The organism is Klebsiella sp. RHBSTW-00484 (assembly GCF_013705725.1).
GTDB lineage: Bacteria > Pseudomonadota > Gammaproteobacteria > Enterobacterales > Enterobacteriaceae > Klebsiella.
In genome coordinates, this window is record NZ_CP055481.1 from 4,593,033 (window position 1) to 4,612,114 (window position 19,082).

General features: G+C 55.8%; 18 protein-coding genes. 11 read left to right on the forward strand and 7 right to left on the reverse strand.

Going from position 1 to position 19,082, the window contains the following annotated elements:
• The first annotated feature begins 170 nt into the window (after positions 1–170).
• Entirely contained in the window at positions 171–1,094 is a 924-nt protein-coding gene (allS, locus tag HV213_RS21675) for an HTH-type transcriptional activator AllS (RefSeq protein ID WP_181483251.1), read from the forward strand.
• 87 nt (positions 1,095–1,181) lie between these two features.
• Positions 1,182–2,270, forward strand: a complete 1,089-nt coding sequence (gene mnmH, locus HV213_RS21680; protein WP_181486477.1) for a tRNA 2-selenouridine(34) synthase MnmH — start codon at positions 1,182–1,184, stop codon at positions 2,268–2,270.
• 127 nt (positions 2,271–2,397) lie between these two features.
• Here the strand turns inward: mnmH and HV213_RS21685 are convergent, their stop codons facing one another.
• Positions 2,398–3,543 carry a porin gene (locus tag HV213_RS21685; protein WP_181483252.1) on the reverse strand — a complete coding sequence of 382 codons (1,146 nt, stop codon included), beginning with the start codon at positions 3,541–3,543 and terminating at the stop codon, positions 2,398–2,400.
• A gap of 208 nt (positions 3,544–3,751) precedes the next feature.
• Between HV213_RS21685 and HV213_RS21690 the strand changes: the two genes are divergently transcribed.
• Positions 3,752–4,057 carry a monooxygenase gene (locus HV213_RS21690; RefSeq protein WP_181483253.1) on the forward strand — a complete coding sequence of 102 codons (306 nt, stop codon included), beginning with the start codon at positions 3,752–3,754 and terminating at the stop codon, positions 4,055–4,057.
• 164 nt (positions 4,058–4,221) lie between these two features.
• On the opposite strand, the gene ybbP is transcribed toward HV213_RS21690, so the two are convergent.
• Positions 4,222–6,639 (reverse strand): putative ABC transporter permease subunit YbbP, encoded by a 2,418-nt coding sequence (gene ybbP, locus HV213_RS21695; RefSeq protein WP_181483254.1) that lies wholly within the window; start codon positions 6,637–6,639, stop codon positions 4,222–4,224.
• The gene (gene ybbA / locus HV213_RS21700; protein ID WP_181483255.1) at positions 6,636–7,322 is read right to left on the reverse strand and encodes a putative ABC transporter ATP-binding protein YbbA; all 687 of its coding nucleotides are present in this window, start codon (positions 7,320–7,322) and stop codon (positions 6,636–6,638) included. Before ybbA ends, ybbP begins: the two co-directional genes overlap by 4 nt.
• Between ybbA and tesA the strand changes: the two genes are divergently transcribed.
• The 4 genes from tesA (at position 7,290) to HV213_RS21720 (ending at position 11,051) form a co-directional block, all read left to right on the forward strand.
• The gene (gene tesA, locus HV213_RS21705; protein ID WP_139541395.1) at positions 7,290–7,916 is read left to right on the forward strand and encodes a multifunctional acyl-CoA thioesterase I/protease I/lysophospholipase L1; all 627 of its coding nucleotides are present in this window, start codon (positions 7,290–7,292) and stop codon (positions 7,914–7,916) included. The genes ybbA and tesA overlap by 33 nt on opposite strands.
• Positions 7,906–8,715 carry an SDR family oxidoreductase gene (locus HV213_RS21710; RefSeq protein ID WP_181483256.1) on the forward strand — a complete coding sequence of 270 codons (810 nt, stop codon included), beginning with the start codon at positions 7,906–7,908 and terminating at the stop codon, positions 8,713–8,715. Before tesA ends, HV213_RS21710 begins: the two co-directional genes overlap by 11 nt.
• Positions 8,716–8,899: 184 nt before the next feature.
• Positions 8,900–9,754 (forward strand): co-chaperone YbbN, encoded by an 855-nt coding sequence (locus HV213_RS21715; protein WP_181483257.1) that lies wholly within the window; start codon positions 8,900–8,902, stop codon positions 9,752–9,754.
• Between the two features lie 274 nt (positions 9,755–10,028).
• Positions 10,029–11,051, forward strand: coding sequence for an IS110 family RNA-guided transposase (locus HV213_RS21720; protein ID WP_181482387.1), 1,023 nt, complete (start codon positions 10,029–10,031; stop codon positions 11,049–11,051).
• 440 nt (positions 11,052–11,491) lie between these two features.
• On the opposite strand, the gene fetB is transcribed toward HV213_RS21720, so the two are convergent.
• Positions 11,492–12,274 carry an iron efflux ABC transporter permease subunit FetB gene (fetB, locus tag HV213_RS21725; RefSeq protein ID WP_181483258.1) on the reverse strand — a complete coding sequence of 261 codons (783 nt, stop codon included), beginning with the start codon at positions 12,272–12,274 and terminating at the stop codon, positions 11,492–11,494.
• Complete coding sequence (gene fetA, locus HV213_RS21730; protein WP_181483259.1) at positions 12,261–12,938, reverse strand: iron efflux ABC transporter ATP-binding subunit FetA; 678 nt, start codon at positions 12,936–12,938, stop codon at positions 12,261–12,263. Before fetA ends, fetB begins: the two co-directional genes overlap by 14 nt.
• A 135-nt stretch (positions 12,939–13,073) precedes the next feature.
• Between fetA and HV213_RS21735 the strand changes: the two genes are divergently transcribed.
• The 4 genes from HV213_RS21735 to HV213_RS21750 are packed head-to-tail and all read left to right on the forward strand — an operon-like array spanning position 13,074 to position 17,322.
• Positions 13,074–13,991, forward strand: a complete 918-nt coding sequence (locus HV213_RS21735) for an SPFH domain-containing protein (RefSeq protein WP_181483260.1) — start codon at positions 13,074–13,076, stop codon at positions 13,989–13,991.
• Positions 13,988–14,446 (forward strand): NfeD family protein, encoded by a 459-nt coding sequence (locus HV213_RS21740; protein ID WP_181483261.1) that lies wholly within the window; start codon positions 13,988–13,990, stop codon positions 14,444–14,446. Before HV213_RS21735 ends, HV213_RS21740 begins: the two co-directional genes overlap by 4 nt.
• Before the next feature lie 21 nt (positions 14,447–14,467).
• Positions 14,468–16,636 (forward strand): PA5441 family protein, encoded by a 2,169-nt coding sequence (locus HV213_RS21745; RefSeq protein ID WP_181483262.1) that lies wholly within the window; start codon positions 14,468–14,470, stop codon positions 16,634–16,636.
• Complete coding sequence (locus HV213_RS21750) at positions 16,606–17,322, forward strand: DUF3142 domain-containing protein (protein WP_181483263.1); 717 nt, start codon at positions 16,606–16,608, stop codon at positions 17,320–17,322. Before HV213_RS21745 ends, HV213_RS21750 begins: the two co-directional genes overlap by 31 nt.
• Here HV213_RS21750 and cueR read toward each other — a convergent pair.
• Positions 17,319–17,729: a Cu(I)-responsive transcriptional regulator gene (gene cueR / locus HV213_RS21755; RefSeq protein WP_181483264.1), complete on the reverse strand. Its 411-nt coding sequence runs from the start codon at positions 17,727–17,729 to the stop codon at positions 17,319–17,321. The two genes, HV213_RS21750 and cueR, sit on opposite strands and share 4 nt — an antisense overlap.
• Before the next feature lie 64 nt (positions 17,730–17,793).
• Positions 17,794–18,840: a J domain-containing protein gene (locus HV213_RS21760; RefSeq protein WP_181483265.1), complete on the reverse strand. Its 1,047-nt coding sequence runs from the start codon at positions 18,838–18,840 to the stop codon at positions 17,794–17,796.
• Positions 18,841–19,082: the final 242 nt, after the last annotated feature.

Here is a 19,082-nt window from a genome sequence, read left to right on the forward strand (position 1 = left end):
ACATCACGGGTAATGTCAGTAGCGGTCAATCCAGAGTCATCTAAAAGTGACATCAACTATAAGTTGGAATAATTTTCCAAAACCTGATTTAAGCCACATTATTGAAAAGGATATTATGAAAAAATACTTAAAAATCAGGGGTGAATTATTAAATAACGAGGAAATTGGCGATGCTAGATCCCGAAACACTGCGCACATTTGTGAGCGTCGCGGAGACCGGTAGCTTCTCCAGAGCAGCGGAAAAACTGTACAAAACCACCGCCACCATCAGCTATCGCATTAAGCTGCTGGAAGATAACACCGGCGTGGCGCTCTTTAGTCGTACCACCCGCAGCGTCCTGCTAACCCCGGCGGGAATGCACCTGCTGGCGCAGGCCAGAGAGTGGCTGGGCTGGATTGACAGCATGCCTGGAGAGCTGCAGCAGATTAACGACGGCGTTGAGCGTCAGGTCAATATCGTCGTGAATAACCTGATGTATCACCCTCAGGCCATTGCGCGACTGCTGGCCTGGCTCACTCAGCGCTACCCTTTTACGCAATTTCATTTTTCACGCCAAATCTATATGGGCGTCTGGGATACGCTTCTGCACGATGACTTTTCGCTGGCGATTGGCGTGACCGGCACCGAACCCTTATCGGAAAACATTGCGGTTAATCCGCTGGGCGAGGTGACCTGGCTGTTCGTGATGTCGCCGCATCATCCGCTCAGCCAGCAAACCGACCCGCTATCAGAAGCCCAGTTGCGTCGCTATCCGGCGGTGAATATAGAGGACAGCGCCCGCCGGTTGACCAAGCGCGTCGCCTGGCGTCTGCCGGGGCAAAAAGAGATTATTGTTCCGGATATTGAAACCAAAGTCGCGGCGCATATCGCAGGCGTCGGCATTGGTTTTTTACCCGAGCCGCTGTGCCAGCCGCTTATCGCCCGCGGCGAGCTTATTGCCCGGCAAATTCCGGCCATGCGCCCTCCCTCTCCTCTGAGCCTCGCCTGGCGTAAAGATCATCCCGGTAAAGCGGTGCAGGATGTCGCTTCGCTGTTCAGCCATTCGGCCCCGGAAATTCAGGGGTTTCTGACGCTATTCAGCGATACACCGTGAAAAATCAATCCAGCATTCCGTTCACCGCGTACAATAGACGGATTATCGCGTCGAGCGACGCGTCAGGATTGATTAACGGTTTGGATGATGGAATTAGTACCACAGAATATTCGACAGATTCTTGCCAGCGATACGCCGCTGATTGACGTACGCGCCCCCATTGAGTTCAGGCAAAGCGCAATGCCTGCGGCTGTCAATTTGCCACTAATGAACGATGACGAACGCGCAGCCGTCGGCACCTGCTACAAGCGCCAGGGAGCGGAAGCCGCGCTCGCGCTGGGCCACCAGCTGGTGAACGGCGAGGTTCGCGCCAGCCGCCTTGCAGCCTGGAAAAAGGCCTGCGCGCGCCATCCCGATGGCTACCTGTGCTGTGCCCGCGGCGGCCAGCGTTCGCATATCGTGCAGCAGTGGCTGAAAGAAGCGGGCGTTGATTACCCGCTGATCGTTGGCGGTTATAAAGCACTGCGCCAGGCGGCTATTCAGCTCACCGAAGAGCTGGTGCAGCGCCCTATCGTGCTGATCGGCGGCTGTACTGGCAACGGTAAAACCCAACTGGTTTGCGCCCAGCCCGACGGTATCGATCTCGAGGGCCTCGCTCATCATCGCGGCTCCTCGTTTGGCCGGACTTTGCAGGAGCAGCATCAGCAGGCCACCTTTGAAAATCACCTGGCGGTAGCAATGCTCAAAAAGTCACAGCAGCAGACGCGCTGGGTGCTGGAAGATGAAGGGCATATGATCGGCGCAAATCATCTGCCGGAGTGTATGCGCCTTCGTATGGCGCAGTCGCCGCTGGCGGTGGTGGAGGACCCGTTTGAGATCCGTCTTGAGCGGCTGCGCGAGGAGTATTTCACACGGATGCATCGTGAATTTATTGGCGCATACGGCGAGGAGCAAGGGTGGCAGGAGTACAGCGAATATCTGCATCATGGCCTGTTCGCCATTCGCCGCCGCCTGGGGTTACAGCGTTTTGCCCAGCTCACCGCTCTGCTTAATGAGGCACTGGCTGAGCAGCAGCGCACCGGTAGCACAGAAACCCATTTTGGCTGGCTGGTTCCCCTGCTGAACGAGTATTACGATCCGATGTACCGCTATCAGCTCGGGAAAAAGGCGGAGAAGATTATCTTTCGCGGCAGCTGGCAGGAAGTCGCCGCCTGGCTAAAAAGTGCAGAGGAGTGATCCCCTCTCCCTTTTGGGGAGAGGGTTAGGGTGAGGGGGAAAAGTCTCCCAATGCCCTCACCCCGGCCCTCTCCCACAGGGAGAGGGAGAAAACCGGCGCACAGCGCCACCGGGAAGCTGTGACCGCTTAGAAGTCGTAACGCAGACGTACCAGGTTCATATCACCCAGGTTGTCAGTGCTGGACGTGAAGACGTGTTCATAATCAACGCGGAAGCCGTAATCCAGCTGGAAGCTTACGCCGACGCCGTTATCAATGCGCTGGTAGTTGCGGCCATTCACGTACTGCAGGCGGTCGCCCATAAAGTACGGCTGAATAGATTTCAGCGCATACTGACCAATCGGGAATTTATAACCGGCAAAGTACTCAATCCCCCAGGCATCGCCCGCGAAGTAGTTGTGTACATCGGTTTTCCTGGTGGTCAGGAAGTTTTGATACCAACCGCCGCCGAAGGAGAAGGTCCAGTTATCCGGCGTCCAGCTCAGCGCGGTACCGACGATATTCTGGTCGTAAGATTTGCTGTCCGAATTTGACGGGTTACGCATATCGGCGCGGGTATAGTTCCACGCGGTGCCCCAGGTCAGGTCCTTCATGATGTGGTAATCCGCACCGATGGAGCCGCCGCCTTTACGCTTATAGCGCAGACCGTTGCCCGGCAGATATTCGCTGTCTTCAAACAGATAAGAAGCGTAGAGATCGACGTCACCGACGGTTTTCTTATATTTCAGCATATTGCGTGAACGGTAAGATCCATCGTAATCGCCGTTGATCCCGTTGCCCGGGGCCTGGCCGACCATGTCGTAATCCCAGATATCGGTTTTCACGCCCACTACATCGTAATAAACGCTGTTCTGCTGACCGTAAGTTAACGTCCCCCAGGTATCGCTTTTCAGGCCGGTGTAGAGCATACGGCGGCTGGTGTCGTTTGCGCCTTCGGCATAGTGGTTATCCCAGTCGAAGAGCGCCGGAATATTGACACCCAGCTCGTAGTAGCTGATCCAGCTAATATCATCAAACAGATAGTAGTCAGCCGCGAAGCGGAAACGGGTGCCGCCGTCAAAACCGTTACGTTTATAAGAGCCTTTATCGCCATCGCCGGACATCATATTGAACTGCGGACGAATACTCCCGCCGACGGTGAAGTTCAGTCGACTTAACGGATAGCCCGCTTGAGGGTCTTGTTTTAATAGCGTAATTTCAGCCTGGGATGCAAAAGAGGTTAACGCCAGGGCTGCGCCGATCGATATCGCCAGCGCTTTGATTTTATGTGCCATACTTTTTCCTTGATTAATAAGCAACCTTATATTTTCCAGTTGAATATTAACTGCGATTTAGTATGCCGTGTTGTTGGGTTTTTAATGTTTTGTGCGGTTAAAAATCAGTGAGTTATCATTTTGTGTCGTTAAAATATTGATGGTTATAATTTCATCGCATTGTCATTAAAATGAAGTATTACCGCTGTACACCATCCAAGGAGGAATTATGTCAAAAAAACTACTGCAGCTGCACTTTGCCTTTAACGGGCCCTTCGGCAGCGAGATGTCCCGTCAGCTTGTGGAGCTGGCCGAGTCAATTAACCAGGAGCCGGGGTTTATCTGGAAGGTTTGGACTGAAAGCGAACAGAATCATGAAGCAGGCGGAATTTATCTTTTCCAGGATGAAGAGACCGCGCTTGCTTACCTCAATAAGCACACCGCGCGTCTGAAGTCTCTGGGGGTGGATGAGGTTATCTGCAAAATCTTCGACGTTAATGAGCCGCTCACCATCCTGAACCACGGTCATCTGTAATAGCAACTCGCATCCGTACCGAGTACACCCCGGGTTGCGGCTGACGCCTTACCCGGGCTACTTTCCGCAGAGAGCAGTGAAACGGTAGCCGGGTGAAAACTCCCGGGTTGCGGCTAGTGCCTTACCCGGGCTACATGATGGCATAACTTGCTGGGGCACTAACCCTATCCCTGGCTAAACTGGCGGAACAGCGCCTTACCTTTCAACAGACGCAGCCCCAGCCAGCCGCCGCACAGCGACAGCAGTATCGCCCCGCAGAGCGGCAGCATTACCCACAGCCGCCAGTCCGGAGGCCATGGGAAATCAAAGATTTTGGTTTGCAGCAGCGCCAGCGCCACCTCTGCACCAATCGCCGCCACCACGCCGGAAACCACGCCCAGCAGGGCAAATTCGGCCCACAGCGTCGTGCGCAGCAGAGACTTCCCGGCACCCAACGTACGCCAGACCACCAACTCCTGATAGCGCTGACGCATTCCCACCTGCACCTGAGCCAGAAGCAGCAAAATGCCGCAGGCAGTCACCAGAATCACCATCACCTCCAGGGCGCGGCTGACCTGGGTCAGCACCTGGCCAATCTGCTGCAAAATCGCCCCAATATCCAGCAGGCTGACTGTCGGGAACTCGCGGTTGAGCTGCGTCAGCATCCCGTTGCCGTTATCCCAGCGGAAGCTGGTCAGCCAGCTTTGTGGCTGTCCGTCGAGCGCCCCCTGCGGGAAGATAAAGAAGAAGTTCGGCCGCAGGCTCTCCCAGTCAACTTTGCGCACGCTGGTCACTTTGGCGCTAAAGTCCTGAGTATCGCCAGTAAAGGTCACGCTATCGCCGAGCTTAACGCCCAGCCGCTGGGCCAGCCCCTCTTCAATCGAGACCTCGCCCGCTTTCGGCGGCCAGCTTCCAGCCACCAGCGGGTTATGATCCGGTCGCTCGCTGCTCCAGGTGAGGTTCAGCTCGCGATTCAAAGCTTCATCTTTATTACCTACAGCTTCCTGACCGTTAATTTTCGTCAGGCGGGCACGCACAATCGGGTAGAACTCGGTCGCGCGAGTCTGATGCTCGGCGAGGAACGTTTTCACCGGCACCACCTGCTCCGGCGCGATGTTGATTAAGAAGTAATTAGGGCTTTCCGGCGGCAGCTGTTGCTGCCAGCGGTCAAGCAGATCGCCGCGCAGCACCAGCAGCAGGGCCAGCAGCATAAACGACAGCGAGAAGGCCGCCAGCTGGCTTAGCGTCGACCACGGCTGACGCAGCAGGCGGTTGACCGCCAGACGCAGCGGCAGCGCTTTCAGCGTCACGCGCTTCAGTAACCACAGGACGCCCCACCCCGCCAGGCCACACAGCAGCGCCAGCACCACCGCACCCGCCAGTACCGCCCACAGCAGTGGACTGCCACCCATCAGCAACGCCAGCAGCCCGACAACAATTACGCAGACCAGCGGGATATAGAACTTCAGCGGCCAGACGTTAGCCACCACATCCTGACGCAGCACCCGCAACGGCAGCGTCGCCAGCAGCAGCCGATAAAGACGCAGCCCGACCAGCAGGGATATCACCACCATCGCGCCAATCGCCCACAGCCACGGCCAGCCGCTTGCTGCCGGGAGCGCCGCCGGGAGCACCGGCTTAAGCATCACCAGCAGGATATTTTCCAGCCCGACTCCCATCGCCCCGCCGGCAATCACCGCCAGCGCCAGCAGCATCAGCCATTGTCCGACAATGAGCTTGCGCAGCTGTGTCCGCCCGGCACCGAGGGTTTTAAGGATCGCCACCAGATCGTAACGGCTGCGGCAGTAATGGCTCATCGCCACCGCCACCGCGGCAACCGCCAACAGCAGCGTTAACAGCGCCGAGAGCAGCAAAAACTGCTGCGAGCGCTCCAGCGATTTACCTAATGCGCTATCGTCCTGCTCGAGGCCGATCCAGCGATGTTCCGGCCCCAGCTTTGGCAGCAGCCACTTTTCATAATCCGCCAGTTGCTGCGGAGTTCCGGCATATTTATAGCGCCACGAGACACGACTACCGGGCTGCACCGCGCCGGTTTTCGCCACATCAGCGGTATTCATCATCAGCCGCGGCGCCATCTGGAAGGGGTTAAACCCGGCATCAGGCTCCTGAATGACCTCCCCGGCAATGCGCAGCGTAGCGTCCCCCACGTCAATGGTGTCGCCGGTTTTCAGATTCAACAGCGCCATCAATCGCGGTGCCAGCAGCACGCTTCCGGCCTGCGGCTTCAGACCCGGCGGCTGGGTTTGCAACTGACCATATAGCGGATAGGTGTCGTCAACCGCTTTCACCTCCGCCAGCTGCGGCGTATCGCCGGAAAAGGTCATAGTGGCGAAGTTCAGTTGTTCGCCAACGGTTAAGCCGAGCCGACGCGCTTCGTCAATCCATGCGGCAGGGACCTCGCGCGAGCTACGCAGCGTGCGGTCTCCAGCCATAAATTCGCGGCTCTGTTGGCTAAGCCCTTTCTCCATGCGGTCGCTTATCGAACCCAGCGCCAGCACGCAGGCCACCGCCAGGCTCAGCGCCAGCCAGACAATCAGCAGCGACGGCGAGCGCCATTCTCGCCAGAACCAGCGGGCAATCATGCTTCCTCCTGCAACAGACCATCCACCAGGCGCAGCCGCCGGTCGCAGCGCGCCGCCAGCAGCGGGTCATGGGTGACTAAAATCAGCGTGGTACCGTGCTCGCGGTTCAGTGAAAACAGCAGGTCGGCGATTTTATCTCCGGTGTGTCGGTCAAGATTGCCGGTGGGTTCATCGGCGAACAGCAGTTCCGGACGACCGTTAAACGCCCGCGCCAGCGCGACACGCTGCTGTTCGCCGCCGGAAAGCTGTACCGGCAGATGATGCAGACGTTTTCCCAGCCCCAGCTGTTCCAGCAACGCGCGGGCGCTACCGCGGCTCTGGCTGTCGCTTTCACCGCGCAGCAACGCCGGAAGCTCGACGTTTTCGAGGGCGTTGAGGGTGGGTATCAGCATAAAAGATTGAAAAACAAAGCCGACGTGCTTAGCGCGCAGCTTCGCTCGCGCCTCTTCGTCCATCTGATGTAGCGGTTGTCCGAGCAGCGAGACTTCACCGCTGCTGCCGTCGTCCAGCCCGGCGAGGATCGCCAGCAGCGTCGATTTACCGGAACCCGACTCGCCAATCAGGGCAATGGTCTGCCCCTGTTTGACAACCAGCTCAACTCCGGTAAGGATGGAAAGCTGATGCTCACCCTGACCGACGGACTTCTTAAGATGATGAACTTCAAGTATGTTTTCCGCTGGCATTTGCCTTTCCTGTTTCTGGTCCTGTTTACCTGCCGCGCGATGGCGGCCGACACGCTGTTGGTTCTCGGCGACAGTCTGAGCGCCGGTTATCGAATGGCGGGCAATACCGCCTGGCCTGCGCTGCTTAACGATAAGTGGCAGACCAAAACGCCAGTGGTTAACGCCAGCATCAGTGGCGATACCTCACAGCAGGGGCTGGCAAGGCTTCCGACGTTGCTCAAACAGCATCAGCCGCGCTGGGTGCTGGTTGAGCTGGGTGGCAACGACGGTCTGCGCGGTTTCCCGCCGCAGCAGACAGAGCAGACCCTGCGTACCATTATTCAGGATATCAAAGCGGCGAACGCCGAGCCGTTACTGATGCAAATTCGCCTGCCCGCTAACTATGGTCGCCGTTATAATGAAGCCTTTAGCGCAATCTATCCGGCACTGGCCAAAGAGTTCGATATTCCTCTGCTGCCCTTTTTTATGGAAGAGGTTTATCTGAAACCGCAGTGGATGCAGGACGATGGAATTCACCCTAATCGCGATGCCCAGCCGTTTATCGCCGACTGGATGGCCACGCGTTTGGCTCCCTTAGTTAATCATGACTCCTGACAGCCGGGAGTCGTTTGCAGGTAAAGTTATGCAAAAATCGGTTTTAGTTACAGGATGTTCCAGCGGAATTGGCCTTGAAAGCGCGCTGGATTTAAAGCGCCAGGGCTTTAACGTGCTAGCCGCCTGCCGCAAAACGGACGATGTCGCGCGGATGCAGGAGCTGGGACTGACCGGTGTTTTGCTGGATCTTGACGATCCGCAGAGCGTGGAGCGCGCCGCCGCAGAGGTTATCGCCCTGACAGACAATCGCCTGTATGGCTTGTTTAATAACGCGGGATACGGCGTCTACGGCCCGCTGCCAACCATCAGCCGTCAGCAGATGGAGCAGCAGTTTTCCGCCAATTTTTTCGGCGCACATCAGTTAACGATGCTGCTGCTTCCGGCAATGGAGCCGCACGGCGAAGGGCGTATCGTGATGACATCATCGGTAATGGGGATTATCTCCAGCCCGGGTCGCGGCGCCTACGCCGCCAGTAAATATGCGCTGGAAGCCTGGTCAGACGCCCTGCGCATGGAGTTACGTCATAGCGGGATTAAGGTCAGCCTGATTGAGCCGGGGCCCATCCACACCCGCTTTACCACTAACGTTAACCAGACTCAGGCCGACAAGCCCGTGGAAAATCCCGGTATTGCCGCCCGCTTTACCCTTGGGCCGGAAGCGGTAGTGGAAAAGGTACGCCATGCATTTGTCAGCGATAAACCGAAACTGCGCTACCCGGTGACCCTGGTGACGCACGCGGTGGCCCTGCTTAAACGCCTGCTGCCGACCCGCGCGATGGACAAAATTATCCAGGGCTGAGTTGAAGCACCTGGCGCTGCCCCCATATATCCATATACACAAAATCATTCAAGATGCATCGAGGCGGCAAGTCTGCGAATCCCCAGGAGCTTACTCAAGTAAGTGACTGGGGTGAGAAGACGTAGCCAACAAAGAGGCAGTTTGAAGGATGACGAGTATAAGTATCGACTAAAGAGATCCGCTCATGTCCGCACAAAATATTATCAATATTACCGAAGCCAACCTACACCAGACGCTGCAGCAATCCGCGACTACGCCAGTGCTGTTCTATTTCTGGTCCGCGCGCAGCCAACACTGCGAACAGCTGACGCCGGTGCTGGAAAGCCTGGCCGCGCAGTACAACGGTCTGTTTACTCTGGCAAAAGTTGATTGCGACGCCGAGCAAATGCTGGCTTCACAGTTTGGCCTGCGCGCGATTCCTACGGTATACCTGTTCCAGAACGGTCAGCCGGTGGACGGATTCGAAGGCCCGCAGCCGGAAGAAGCTGTTCGTGCGCTGCTGGATAAATTCCTGCCGCGCGAAGAGGAGTTGAAGGCGCAGCAGGCCATGGCGCTGATGCAGGAAGAGAACTACGCCGAGGCGCTGCCGCTACTGAAAGATGCCTGGCAGCTGTCTAACCAGGAGAGCCAAATTGGCCTGCTGCTGGCAGAAACGCTGATCGCGCTGCACCGTTCAGACGAAGCAGAAGCCGTGCTGAAAACCGTGCCGCTGCAGGATCAGGATACCCGTTATCAGGGACTGGTGGCGCAGATTGAGCTGCTGAAAAAAGCCGCCGATACGCCGGAAATTCAGCAGTTGCAGCAGCAGGTTGAACAAAACCCGGAAGACGCGGCGCTGGCTTCCCAACTGGCATTACAGCTGCATCAGGTTGGGCGCAACGAAGAAGCCCTGGCGCTGTTGTTCAGCCATCTGCAAAAAGATTTGGATGCAGGAAACGGTGAGGTTCGTAAGATGCTTCAGGAGATCCTCGCCGCACTCGGCACCGGAGACGCGCTGGCAGCGAAGTACCGCCGTCAGCTCTATTCACTGCTTTATTAATAGTAAATACCCCGGTGGCGCTGACCGGGCTACGGGTTCACCGCCGTCTGCGAGCCGGTAGCCCGGACAGATGCGCAGCATCACCTCCGGGAAATGTGCCGGAGCGGATGCATCGCCGCTGCTTCTTCCCGGCTCGCGCTGCGCTTAGCCGGGCTACTGATTCACCGCCGTCTGCGGGCCTGTAGCCCGATGTGATGGACACCTCCCACCTTACGGCATCAGAACGTGCCAGACTGGAAGTGTTACCTGCAGTCCACAGGAGGAGGTGTCCACCATGAATATTAAACGTATCGGTCTTGACCTGGCAAAAAATGTCTTTCAGATCCATGCTGTGGATCACCATGAACATGTCGTCGTACGGAAATCTCTCCGCCGCGCCCACATGCACGCTTATTTCTCTCAGCTGGCTCCCTGCACCATCGGGATTGAAGCCTGCGCATCATCCCACTACTGGTCCCGCGAACTCACCCGCATGGGGCATACCGTGCGCATTATTCCCCCGAAATTCGTCAAGCCTTACCTCAAAGGCAACAAGAATGATGCCAACGATGCCGAAGCCATCTGTGAAGCCATCAGCCGCCCCGCCATGCGCTTCGTCGCGGTTAAGACAGAGCGCCAGCAGACTCTTCAGGCTGAGCATCGCGTGCGGGCCAGAGTGATAAAAAGCCGCACGGCGCTGTGCAACGAGATACGGGGCTTTCTGGGCGAATTCGGCGTGGTGCTGCCGGTCGGCATCAGCCAGTTGCGTAAGGCGCTGCCGGAGATACTGTCACAGCAGGAGCAGTGGGATGACCGGTTTATGCGCCTGCTGTGCGAGCTGGCCGAAGAGCTGCGGATGCTGGATGACCGGGTGGCGGGGCATGACCGGCGGCTCGCAGAGGCGGCGCGGGAAGATATCTGCATCCAGCGGCTGATGAAAATAGAAGGTATCGGCGTGATAACCGCCAGCGCGATGGTGGCGTTGTTGGGTGACGCGACGCAGTTTAAGAACGGTCGGGAGATGGCGGCTTATGTGGGGCTGGTTCCCCGGCAGCACTCAAGCGGCGGTAAGCAGCAGCTGGGGCATATCAGCAAGCGGGGTGACAGCTACCTGCGTACGCTGGTCATCCACGGGGCACGGTCAGTTCTGAAGACATGTGCAGGCAAAGAAGACCGGCGGAGCCAGTGGCTGCAGTCGGTGGCGGAAAGACGGAACCGGAATATCGCGACGGTGGCGCTGGCGAACAAGAATGTGCGGATAGCGTGGGCGGTGATGAGTCGCGGAGAAGATTACCATGGTTCACGGGTCGCCGGTTAACCGACGCCCCGTGAGCCATGCAGTAAAAAGAGCAGTAACCCTGTCGTGAGATTGCGAAGCGATTTAGCGTGATGAGTAACCGGTAAGACCAGCACCTGAGAAATCCGGCCTGTCCGAAGGCTCCCTGCGAAGCAAAGCCGATAGCCCGAAAGGAAGCAGGTGAGCAGAACACATCATGGCCCGGGTACGACGGTACCGAAAGAGAGGCCGGATATACGAACGCAACTTACCCTGGTGACTCACACAAAAAATAGCTTGCATCACGGGAGGTGTCCATATACGGACAGATGCGCAGCATCGCCTCCGGGAAATGTGCCGGAGCGGATGCATCGCCGCTGCTTCTTCCCGGCTCGCGCTGCGCTTAGCCGGGCTACTGGTTCACCGCCGTCTGCGGGCCTGTAGCCCGGGTAAGGCGTTTACGCCGCAACCCGGGGGAAAGCTTACGGGCGCTTTTTCAACTGCGTTACCACCAGCTGATGGCGAGCGTTGAAGAACTTGAGGTAGGTCAGGTACCCGGCGATAATCGTTGACAGGCTGGCGGTCGATAGCAGCATAAACGTCACCATAATCTGATACTTAATCGCTTTTACCGGGTCAATTCCGGCAAAAATCAAGCCTGACATCATCCCCGGCAAACTCACTAACCCAACCGTTTTCGCCGAGTCCACCGTCGGGATCAGCGCGGCGCGAATGCTATCGCGAATCAACCTTGCGGAAGCCATCTTCGGCGTCGCCCCCAGGCTCAATTTCTCCTGAATCTGCTGCTGTTCGCTGCTAAAACGCTGGCCCATATTGTTGTAACATAGCCCCACTGCCACCATCGCGTTTCCGGCGACCATCCCGGCAATCGGAATCACCTGCATCGGCACAAAAGCAATCGACCCGGAAAAGACCAGTACCGACAGGGTTAACCCGGCCCCGGTAGTTATCGCAATAAAAGAAGACAAAAAAGCTTTATCGATATATTTGCTGCGTTTTTTCGCATTCCACGCCGCGTTAAAACAGATAAACAGCACCATCAGCAACGTCAGTACGGCATGATTAACGTTAAAGATATATTTCAGCACGTAGCCGACGATAATCAGTTGCACGATCGCCCGACAAATACTCCAGATAATATCTTTTTCCAGCGCTAGCTTTTCCCGATAGCTGACCACAATCGCCACCAGCACCAAAACCATGGATAACGCCAGCGACTCATTGGTAATATTATGCCCGTTCATTTTTCACCTCCTGAACTTTCCCTGCGGCAGGCTGGAGCGTAATCACTTCATCCGCATGAGCAATTTCATTTTGATCGTGAGTCACCCACAGCACGGCAATATTTTTTTCCGTCACATAGCGATGAATAATGTCATTCACATTGCTTTTATTGCTCTCGTCCAGCGCGCTGGTAATTTCATCAAGCAACAACACCTGCGGTAAAAATTGCAGATTACGAATCAATGACACGCGCTGTTTTTCGCCGCCGGAAAGTTCATTGATTGATTTTTCCAGCGTGTTTTCCGCCAGTCCAAAGCGCAGCAGATCGGCCACCAGCAATTTCTGATCCGGCTGTTTATTGCGGATTTGCCACGGAAAGACCAGATTGTCATATACCGAATCACCAAATAGCGCGGGAGTCTGCGCGCAGTATGAAACCTGCTGGCGGTAGATTTCCGGCGATAAAGTATTAATATCCTTACCTTCGAAAAAAATCTGCCCTGATGTTGGGCTGAGCAGCGAGGCGATAATTTTTAATAACGTGCTTTTCCCACAACCGGAAGGTCCGGTAATCAGTTTAAATTCCCCTGCCCTGAGCTGAAGATTAACCTCATTGAGAATCACCACATCGTCAGCCTGAAACCCCACACCTTCAAGATGCAAAATAGCGTTATTCTCCGTCATTATTGTTTCCGTTTTTCCCATAACGCGGTTAGTTTACTCCAGTTTTCTTCCACCGGGATGCCCGGGAAGATATACTCTGATTATACATGCGCCACGCTACGGGCGCGTCAACAGCAATAAAACAGGAGGTTTTTGATGCTAATTTTTATCCCTATTCTCATCTTCGTCGCGCTGGTTATCGTTATTGCTGGTGTAAAAATCGTCCCTCAAGGCTTCCAGTGGACCGTCGAACGCTTTGGCCGTTATACGAAAACGCTGCAGCCAGGCCTAAACCTTGTGGTGCCGTTTATGGATCGCGTCGGGCGCAAAATTAATATGATGGAGCAGGTCCTCGACATCCCTTCACAGGAGGTCATTTCGCGCGATAACGCCAACGTCACTATTGATGCAGTGTGCTTTATTCAGGTTATCGATGCGCCGAAAGCTGCCTATGAGGTCAGCAATCTGGAGCTGGCGATTATCAACCTGGCGATGACCAATATTCGTACCGTACTGGGCTCTATGGAGCTCGATGAAATGCTCTCCCAGCGCGACAGCATCAATACCCGCCTGCTGCATATCGTTGACGAAGCGACGAACCCGTGGGGGATTAAAATTACCCGCGTTGAGATCCGCGACGTGCGCCCACCGGCTGAACTGATCTCCTCAATGAACGCCCAGATGAAGGCCGAACGAACCAAACGCGCCTATATCCTTGAAGCCGAAGGGGTGCGTCAGGCTGAGATCCTGAAAGCGGAAGGTGAAAAGCAATCACAGATCCTTAAAGCCGAAGGTGAGCGCCAGTCGGCGTTTTTACAAGCTGAGGCCCGCGAACGTTCTGCCGAAGCGGAAGCACGCGCCACGCAGATGGTTTCTACAGCGATTGCCGAAGGCGATATTCAGGCGATCAACTACTTTGTCGCGCAGAAATATACCGACGCGCTACAGCAGATTGGCTCCGCCAACAACAGTAAAGTGGTGCTGATGCCGCTGGATGCCACCAGCCTGATGGGCTCCATCGCCGGGATTAGCGAGCTGATTAAAGAAGGCGCTGGCGACCGGAAAAAATCATGATTGAGATGATTATTGCCCATCCGCATATTTTCTGGCTCAGCCTCGGCGGGCTGCTGCTGGCGGCGGAAATGCTTGGCGGCAACGGTTATCTGCTGTGGAGCGGCATCGCCGGGGTCATTACCGGCTTGTTAATCTGGATGCTACCGTTTAGCTGGGAGTGGCAGGGAACACTGTTCGCCGTGCTGACCCTGCTGGCAGCCTGGCTGTGGTCACGTTGGTTGCGTAACAGCGTCAAGCGCCAGAAACCCGCAGACACCCAGCTCAATCAGCGTGGGCTGCAGCTGATTGGCCGTCGTTTGACTCTCGACCTCGCGCTGGAAAACGGTCGCGGCCATGTACGCGTCGGCGACAGCTCCTGGCCGGTGATCGCCGATGAAGACCTCGCGGCGGGTAGCAAGGTTGAAGTGGTCGCCGTCGAAGGGATAACCCTACATATAAGAGCCATATCACGATAATAATGCCACAGGACACCCGTTATGGTCAGGAAGACAACGTTTACCTTTTCGCTCTGCGCCCTGCTGGCGGCAGCCCCCCAGGTATTTGCATCTTCTGATATCGAAGATTGCTCGTGGAGCGACAAGTTATGCCTGTTAAAAGGCGACCCGACCCTCACCCCTGAAAACGATTCTCGCGATAATCTGTTGCGCCTGCTGAGCGAAGCGAAATCATTCGCCCTTCCTGTTCAGGCCATTTCCGCTGATGTCAGCCGTACCCGCGATGTTTACTTCGACTGGCATCCTGAGTGGGATAGCGCGCCGCCGCCTCCCGCACCGCCTGCGCAAAGCGAAGACGAAACCTTTACCCGACAAATGGCGGCGCTGAATATCGATCCCGCGCAGGTGATGCCAGCCGATTCGGCTGAACGGCTGGGAACATCCGACTATGAACTGGAAAACCGTTTTGTCAGCAACACCCTTGCCGCCGTCAGCCAGTTCAACGCCGCCCTACTGGCCGCACCCTCTGTGACCCCACAGCAGCGTCATGACCTGGCGCTGGCGCGGCTGAAACTATTTTATGGCGCCAATATCACCGCAGTCGCTGATATCCTCAATAGCTTCCCGGCAGATGCGGACGCCGACTTATTCGCTTATTACCTCTCCGGCATCGCACACTTCTATGGTGGAGATTACACCGCCGCGACTCAAGCTTTTACCTTGTTGCTGGAAAGTAAGCAGCCCTGGCTGACCGAGACCGCGCAATATATGCTGATGCGCACGGCGCTCAATAAAAGTAGCCAGTACAGCGTCGGGCAGTATGGCGATTTTGATATCGCGCGGATCAATCGTGATGATGCCTCACTGGCGCAAAAAGAAGCGCAAACCTATTTGCAGCGCTGGCCGGAGGGGCTTTATACCGACTCCGCGCGCAACATGTTGCGCCGCATTAACTGGTATCTGCAGGCGTGGCCGCAACTGGCCGGATTATATGAGCAGGCCTTCCTGCGGGCTGCCGATGCCGGGGAACTGCGTAGACTGGTGAGTGAATATGATAATGTCTTCGGCATGCCGTTCTACGAGCAGCCCGTTCAGGCAGCATTTCCCGACGCGCCGCAGGTCAGTTATGTCGAACTTCTCCGCGCCCTGCGCCTGAACGCCGACAATAAACCGACCTTAACCCAGGCGCAGTTGGACGCCAGCAAAGAGGTGTTTGAGAAGAGCGGAAAACTACCGCTGTGGCGCGACTTACAACTGCAACTGTGGAACGTGACGGGCAACGATACCGCCATCCTTCAGGCTGTCACGCCAGCGAAAACGCTGCTGGCGAATGATATTCTCGCCTTCAGCGAACAGATACTCTACGGCGAAGCGCTGATGGGACAAAAACAGTGGCCCGCGGCGCGCGATTTTTGGCAGCAGCTGTTACAACTTAGCCAGGACCACGAGCAACAGCAGTATATCCAGGCAAAACTGGCGGCAACACTGGTCTACAGCGGTAACGCAGAGGCCATCTTTGCCGCCGATAGCCAGGTGACCAACCTACGCTTTCGCTCCCGAGTGCTGAAAACCCAGGCCTCACCTGAACTGCTACGCCAACAGGCTGCCAGCGGTCCCAACGATGAAGAGCGCACTATCGCTCTGCATACGCTGCTAGTGCAGGATCTCACGGAAAGCCGCTTCAGCGACTGGCTGAATGACAAAAAGCTCGCCACCGCCATTACCCAACCGGTAATCAGCGAGGCCTTTAGCGACGTCAACCTTAGCCGCTTCGACTGGAATGGCGAGACAACCGAAGCCAATTATGCCTGCCGCAGCCTGGATGACACCGTCACCGTGCTCAGTAAAAACGCCGACGATGCCCATGCGCTTAACTGCCTGGGCGAGTTCTTCCGCACCACGCAAACGCATGTTGATCTATGGAAAGATGAAGCTGGCAACGACATGCTCGAGGCCGCCATCGACCGCCAGCAGCCTCTGGGGCAGTACGATCGCCAAAGCTATTACCAGCAGATTATCACCTCGCCGAAAGCGGAGCCGGAAGATAAAAGCTATGCGCTCTATCGGGCGATCCTCTGTTACGCCCCCTCCGGTAGCAACGAATGCGGCGGCGAAGATGTCGATAAACTGCAGCGTAAGGGCTGGTTCACGCAGTTGAAAACGCAGTATCCAGGAAGCCCGTGGGCGCAAAAACTCAAATATTACTGGTAATCGCGCTGCTGGCCGGGTCAGCACAGGCGGCGGAGCGTGTGGATGCCCACCAGCATTCCGCCTTCTGGCTGTGGTCCGGGGTGAAAGCCAGCAATGACCTGCGGAACGCGCAGACGGTGTACTTGCATCAGGGTGAGGTGCTGACGCGAGCGGGCGAGGTGGTATTCCAGCGTCTTGGCCTGCCGGTCAGCCGCCTGACGTTTCCCTCAATCTGGCTTACCGTCAGGTTTACCACACTTGAAGTGCCGCAGACGATTGTGCCGCGGATCGTACGCCTGATGCAGCGTTGGCGGGCAGCGGGTAATCAGGTGGTTGGGCTGCAGGTTGATTTTGACGCAGCCACTTATCAGCTCGCCGACTACGCCCAATTTTTGCAACAGCTTCGCCGGCAGCTACCGCCTGAGTTCGCGCTGGGGGTAACAGGCCTGCTGGACTGGGCCAAAACCGGTGATATTGCCACACTGAACGCGCTGGCGGTTGATGAACTGGTGGTGCAAAGCTATCAGGGACGCCGCACGGTGGCGAATTATCAGGATTATCTGCCCGCGCTCAGCCGACTGCGTATCCCGTTCAAACTCGGGCTGGTACAAAACGGCAGTCGCGATCGACAGGCGGAAAGGCAGTTGCAAGACTCCTCTTACTATCGCGGCACGGTGGTCTTTATGCTCAACCCGGCGCGGCGCTAAGCCTGCGCCTTGCGGTGACAGCAGCCTGAGAGATTATCAATTATCGGGCAATCCGCGCTGTCATCGCCGGGGCAGGACTCCGCCAGCGCCAGCAGCTGCGCACGCATGCTTTGCAGCTCGTTGATATGGCGTTCAATCTCCGCTACCTTCTCCAGCGTCCGGCGTTTCACGTCGGCGCTGTGCCGGGAGGGATCGTTGAACAGAAATACCAGCTCGCGGCACTCTTCGAGATTAAATCCTACCTGGCGGGCCTGCCGTAGCAAAGTCAGTTCATCCAGATGCTGCTGGCTGTAGCTGCGGTAGCCGTTATCACTGCGCAGCGGCGGCGTCACCAGCCCCTTCTCTTCGTAAAAACGAATCGCTTTACTGGTCAAACCGGTTTTTTTGGCTACATCGCTAATATTCATGTTTCCTCCTGACGGAACAGCCAACGGTGCTACTCCGTCATTCTAGCGCCAATCATCATAAAAACTATAGCGCAGTCTGCTGGCATATCAGGGAGAAGGAAACCGGCAATACGCGAACATCATTATTGTAATCATTAATATAGCGATAAATCATGGCACCATCGGCCGGAAAAAACGTACTGGCATCCATGTAATTCCCAATATGCGGGCACATAATGCTCCAGGGATTTTGGCCATTATACGCGGGGCTATTATCGACAATCGTTTTCGCCACAAATGCCGCTGGGTTTAGCGTAATATTTGCACTCTGAGAGTAGTAATGAATTTCATAGACCAGTGAATGACCATCAATGAAAATATCGCCTAAGCTCAGGCCTTTATTTTTATAGGAAGAGCCGGCTTTTTGCCTGACCTCACCTTCATTACTCAGCAGCGAGCGCATAAAATTATTACTGGCCGTTTCCTGGCTAATAACCGGTGCTGGCGTATTTACCACGCTTTCAACTGCCGTTTTACTGACTTCACGGCCAATCACTCTAATCACCCCAATGATAATAAGCAGCACCACCAGGCCAAGGGTGAATTTGAAAATTCGCACGATCAGTCTTTTTCCGGCACTCACCACCGGCGCGCCTTTCTGTTTAACAAAATCTTTGCCTTTACCAAATATCTCTTCCGCCGCGGTATAGGCTTCACTGGCTTTCGCCTGGTAAGAGTAATCAGGATCCTGCTTGCGTCGTTGGTGCATCCACTCCTCTTTACGCTTTTGCAGTTGATACTCTTCTTCCCATTCGGCTTCCATCTTCTGCCAGAAATCACGATAGGCGCGCTCTTCCTGCTGGCGTTCACGCTGGCGATCGTGTTGTGTGAATGCGCTGTTTTCCCGATTCTCCTGCTGAGCAATCCACGCATCGTGCTGGGCGCGCAGTGCCGGATCGGCAAGGGTACGCCAGGCTTCATTTAATAGCTGGATGATTTTGGTTTTTTCATCTTTTAGTTCAGGCGGATGGCGATCCGGATGATGAATAAAAATAAGGCGTTTATACGCTTTCTTAATCTCCTCCACCGACGCGGTGCGAGAAACTTTAAGATTATCGTAATGAGTTTGCACTTCTCTTCTCCCGGGATACTGCGTGAAACACCTTCCCTTTTCCTCAATCAGGGTCGGCATCCGGCTCGCCCTGTAAATAAGCTCTTTCTGCAAACAAAAAACACTGAGGCCGTACATTCATATTTGAGTGTTATGGGGTTGGCCTGGGGATAATTATCAGCGAACAAGCCTGCCATTTTACGCTGGTCGCTCTTTTATCCGCTATTCCTTATTTAACGTGGGGGGCAGGCGATAAAAATCAC

Coding starts and splice junctions, on each gene's coding strand:
- mnmH (WP_181486477.1), top strand. CDS start 1,182: ATGGAATTAGTACCACAGAATATTCGACAGATTCTTGCCAGCGATACG.
- ybbP (WP_181483254.1), bottom strand. CDS start 6,639: ATGATTGCCCGCTGGTTCTGGCGAGAATGGCGCTCGCCGTCGCTGCTG.
- allS (WP_181483251.1), top strand. CDS start 171: ATGCTAGATCCCGAAACACTGCGCACATTTGTGAGCGTCGCGGAGACC.
- cueR (WP_181483264.1), bottom strand. CDS start 17,729: ATGAATATTAGCGATGTAGCCAAAAAAACCGGTTTGACCAGTAAAGCG.
- HV213_RS21745 (WP_181483262.1), top strand. CDS start 14,468: ATGGTCAGGAAGACAACGTTTACCTTTTCGCTCTGCGCCCTGCTGGCG.
- fetB (WP_181483258.1), bottom strand. CDS start 12,274: ATGAACGGGCATAATATTACCAATGAGTCGCTGGCGTTATCCATGGTT.
- fetA (WP_181483259.1), bottom strand. CDS start 12,938: ATGACGGAGAATAACGCTATTTTGCATCTTGAAGGTGTGGGGTTTCAG.
- HV213_RS21735 (WP_181483260.1), top strand. CDS start 13,074: ATGCTAATTTTTATCCCTATTCTCATCTTCGTCGCGCTGGTTATCGTT.
- tesA (WP_139541395.1), top strand. CDS start 7,290: ATGATGAACTTCAAGTATGTTTTCCGCTGGCATTTGCCTTTCCTGTTT.
- ybbA (WP_181483255.1), bottom strand. CDS start 7,322: ATGCCAGCGGAAAACATACTTGAAGTTCATCATCTTAAGAAGTCCGTC.
- HV213_RS21715 (WP_181483257.1), top strand. CDS start 8,900: ATGTCCGCACAAAATATTATCAATATTACCGAAGCCAACCTACACCAG.
- HV213_RS21740 (WP_181483261.1), top strand. CDS start 13,988: ATGATTGAGATGATTATTGCCCATCCGCATATTTTCTGGCTCAGCCTC.
- HV213_RS21720 (WP_181482387.1), top strand. CDS start 10,029: ATGAATATTAAACGTATCGGTCTTGACCTGGCAAAAAATGTCTTTCAG.
- HV213_RS21685 (WP_181483252.1), bottom strand. CDS start 3,543: ATGGCACATAAAATCAAAGCGCTGGCGATATCGATCGGCGCAGCCCTG.
- HV213_RS21710 (WP_181483256.1), top strand. CDS start 7,906: ATGACTCCTGACAGCCGGGAGTCGTTTGCAGGTAAAGTTATGCAAAAA.
- HV213_RS21690 (WP_181483253.1), top strand. CDS start 3,752: ATGTCAAAAAAACTACTGCAGCTGCACTTTGCCTTTAACGGGCCCTTC.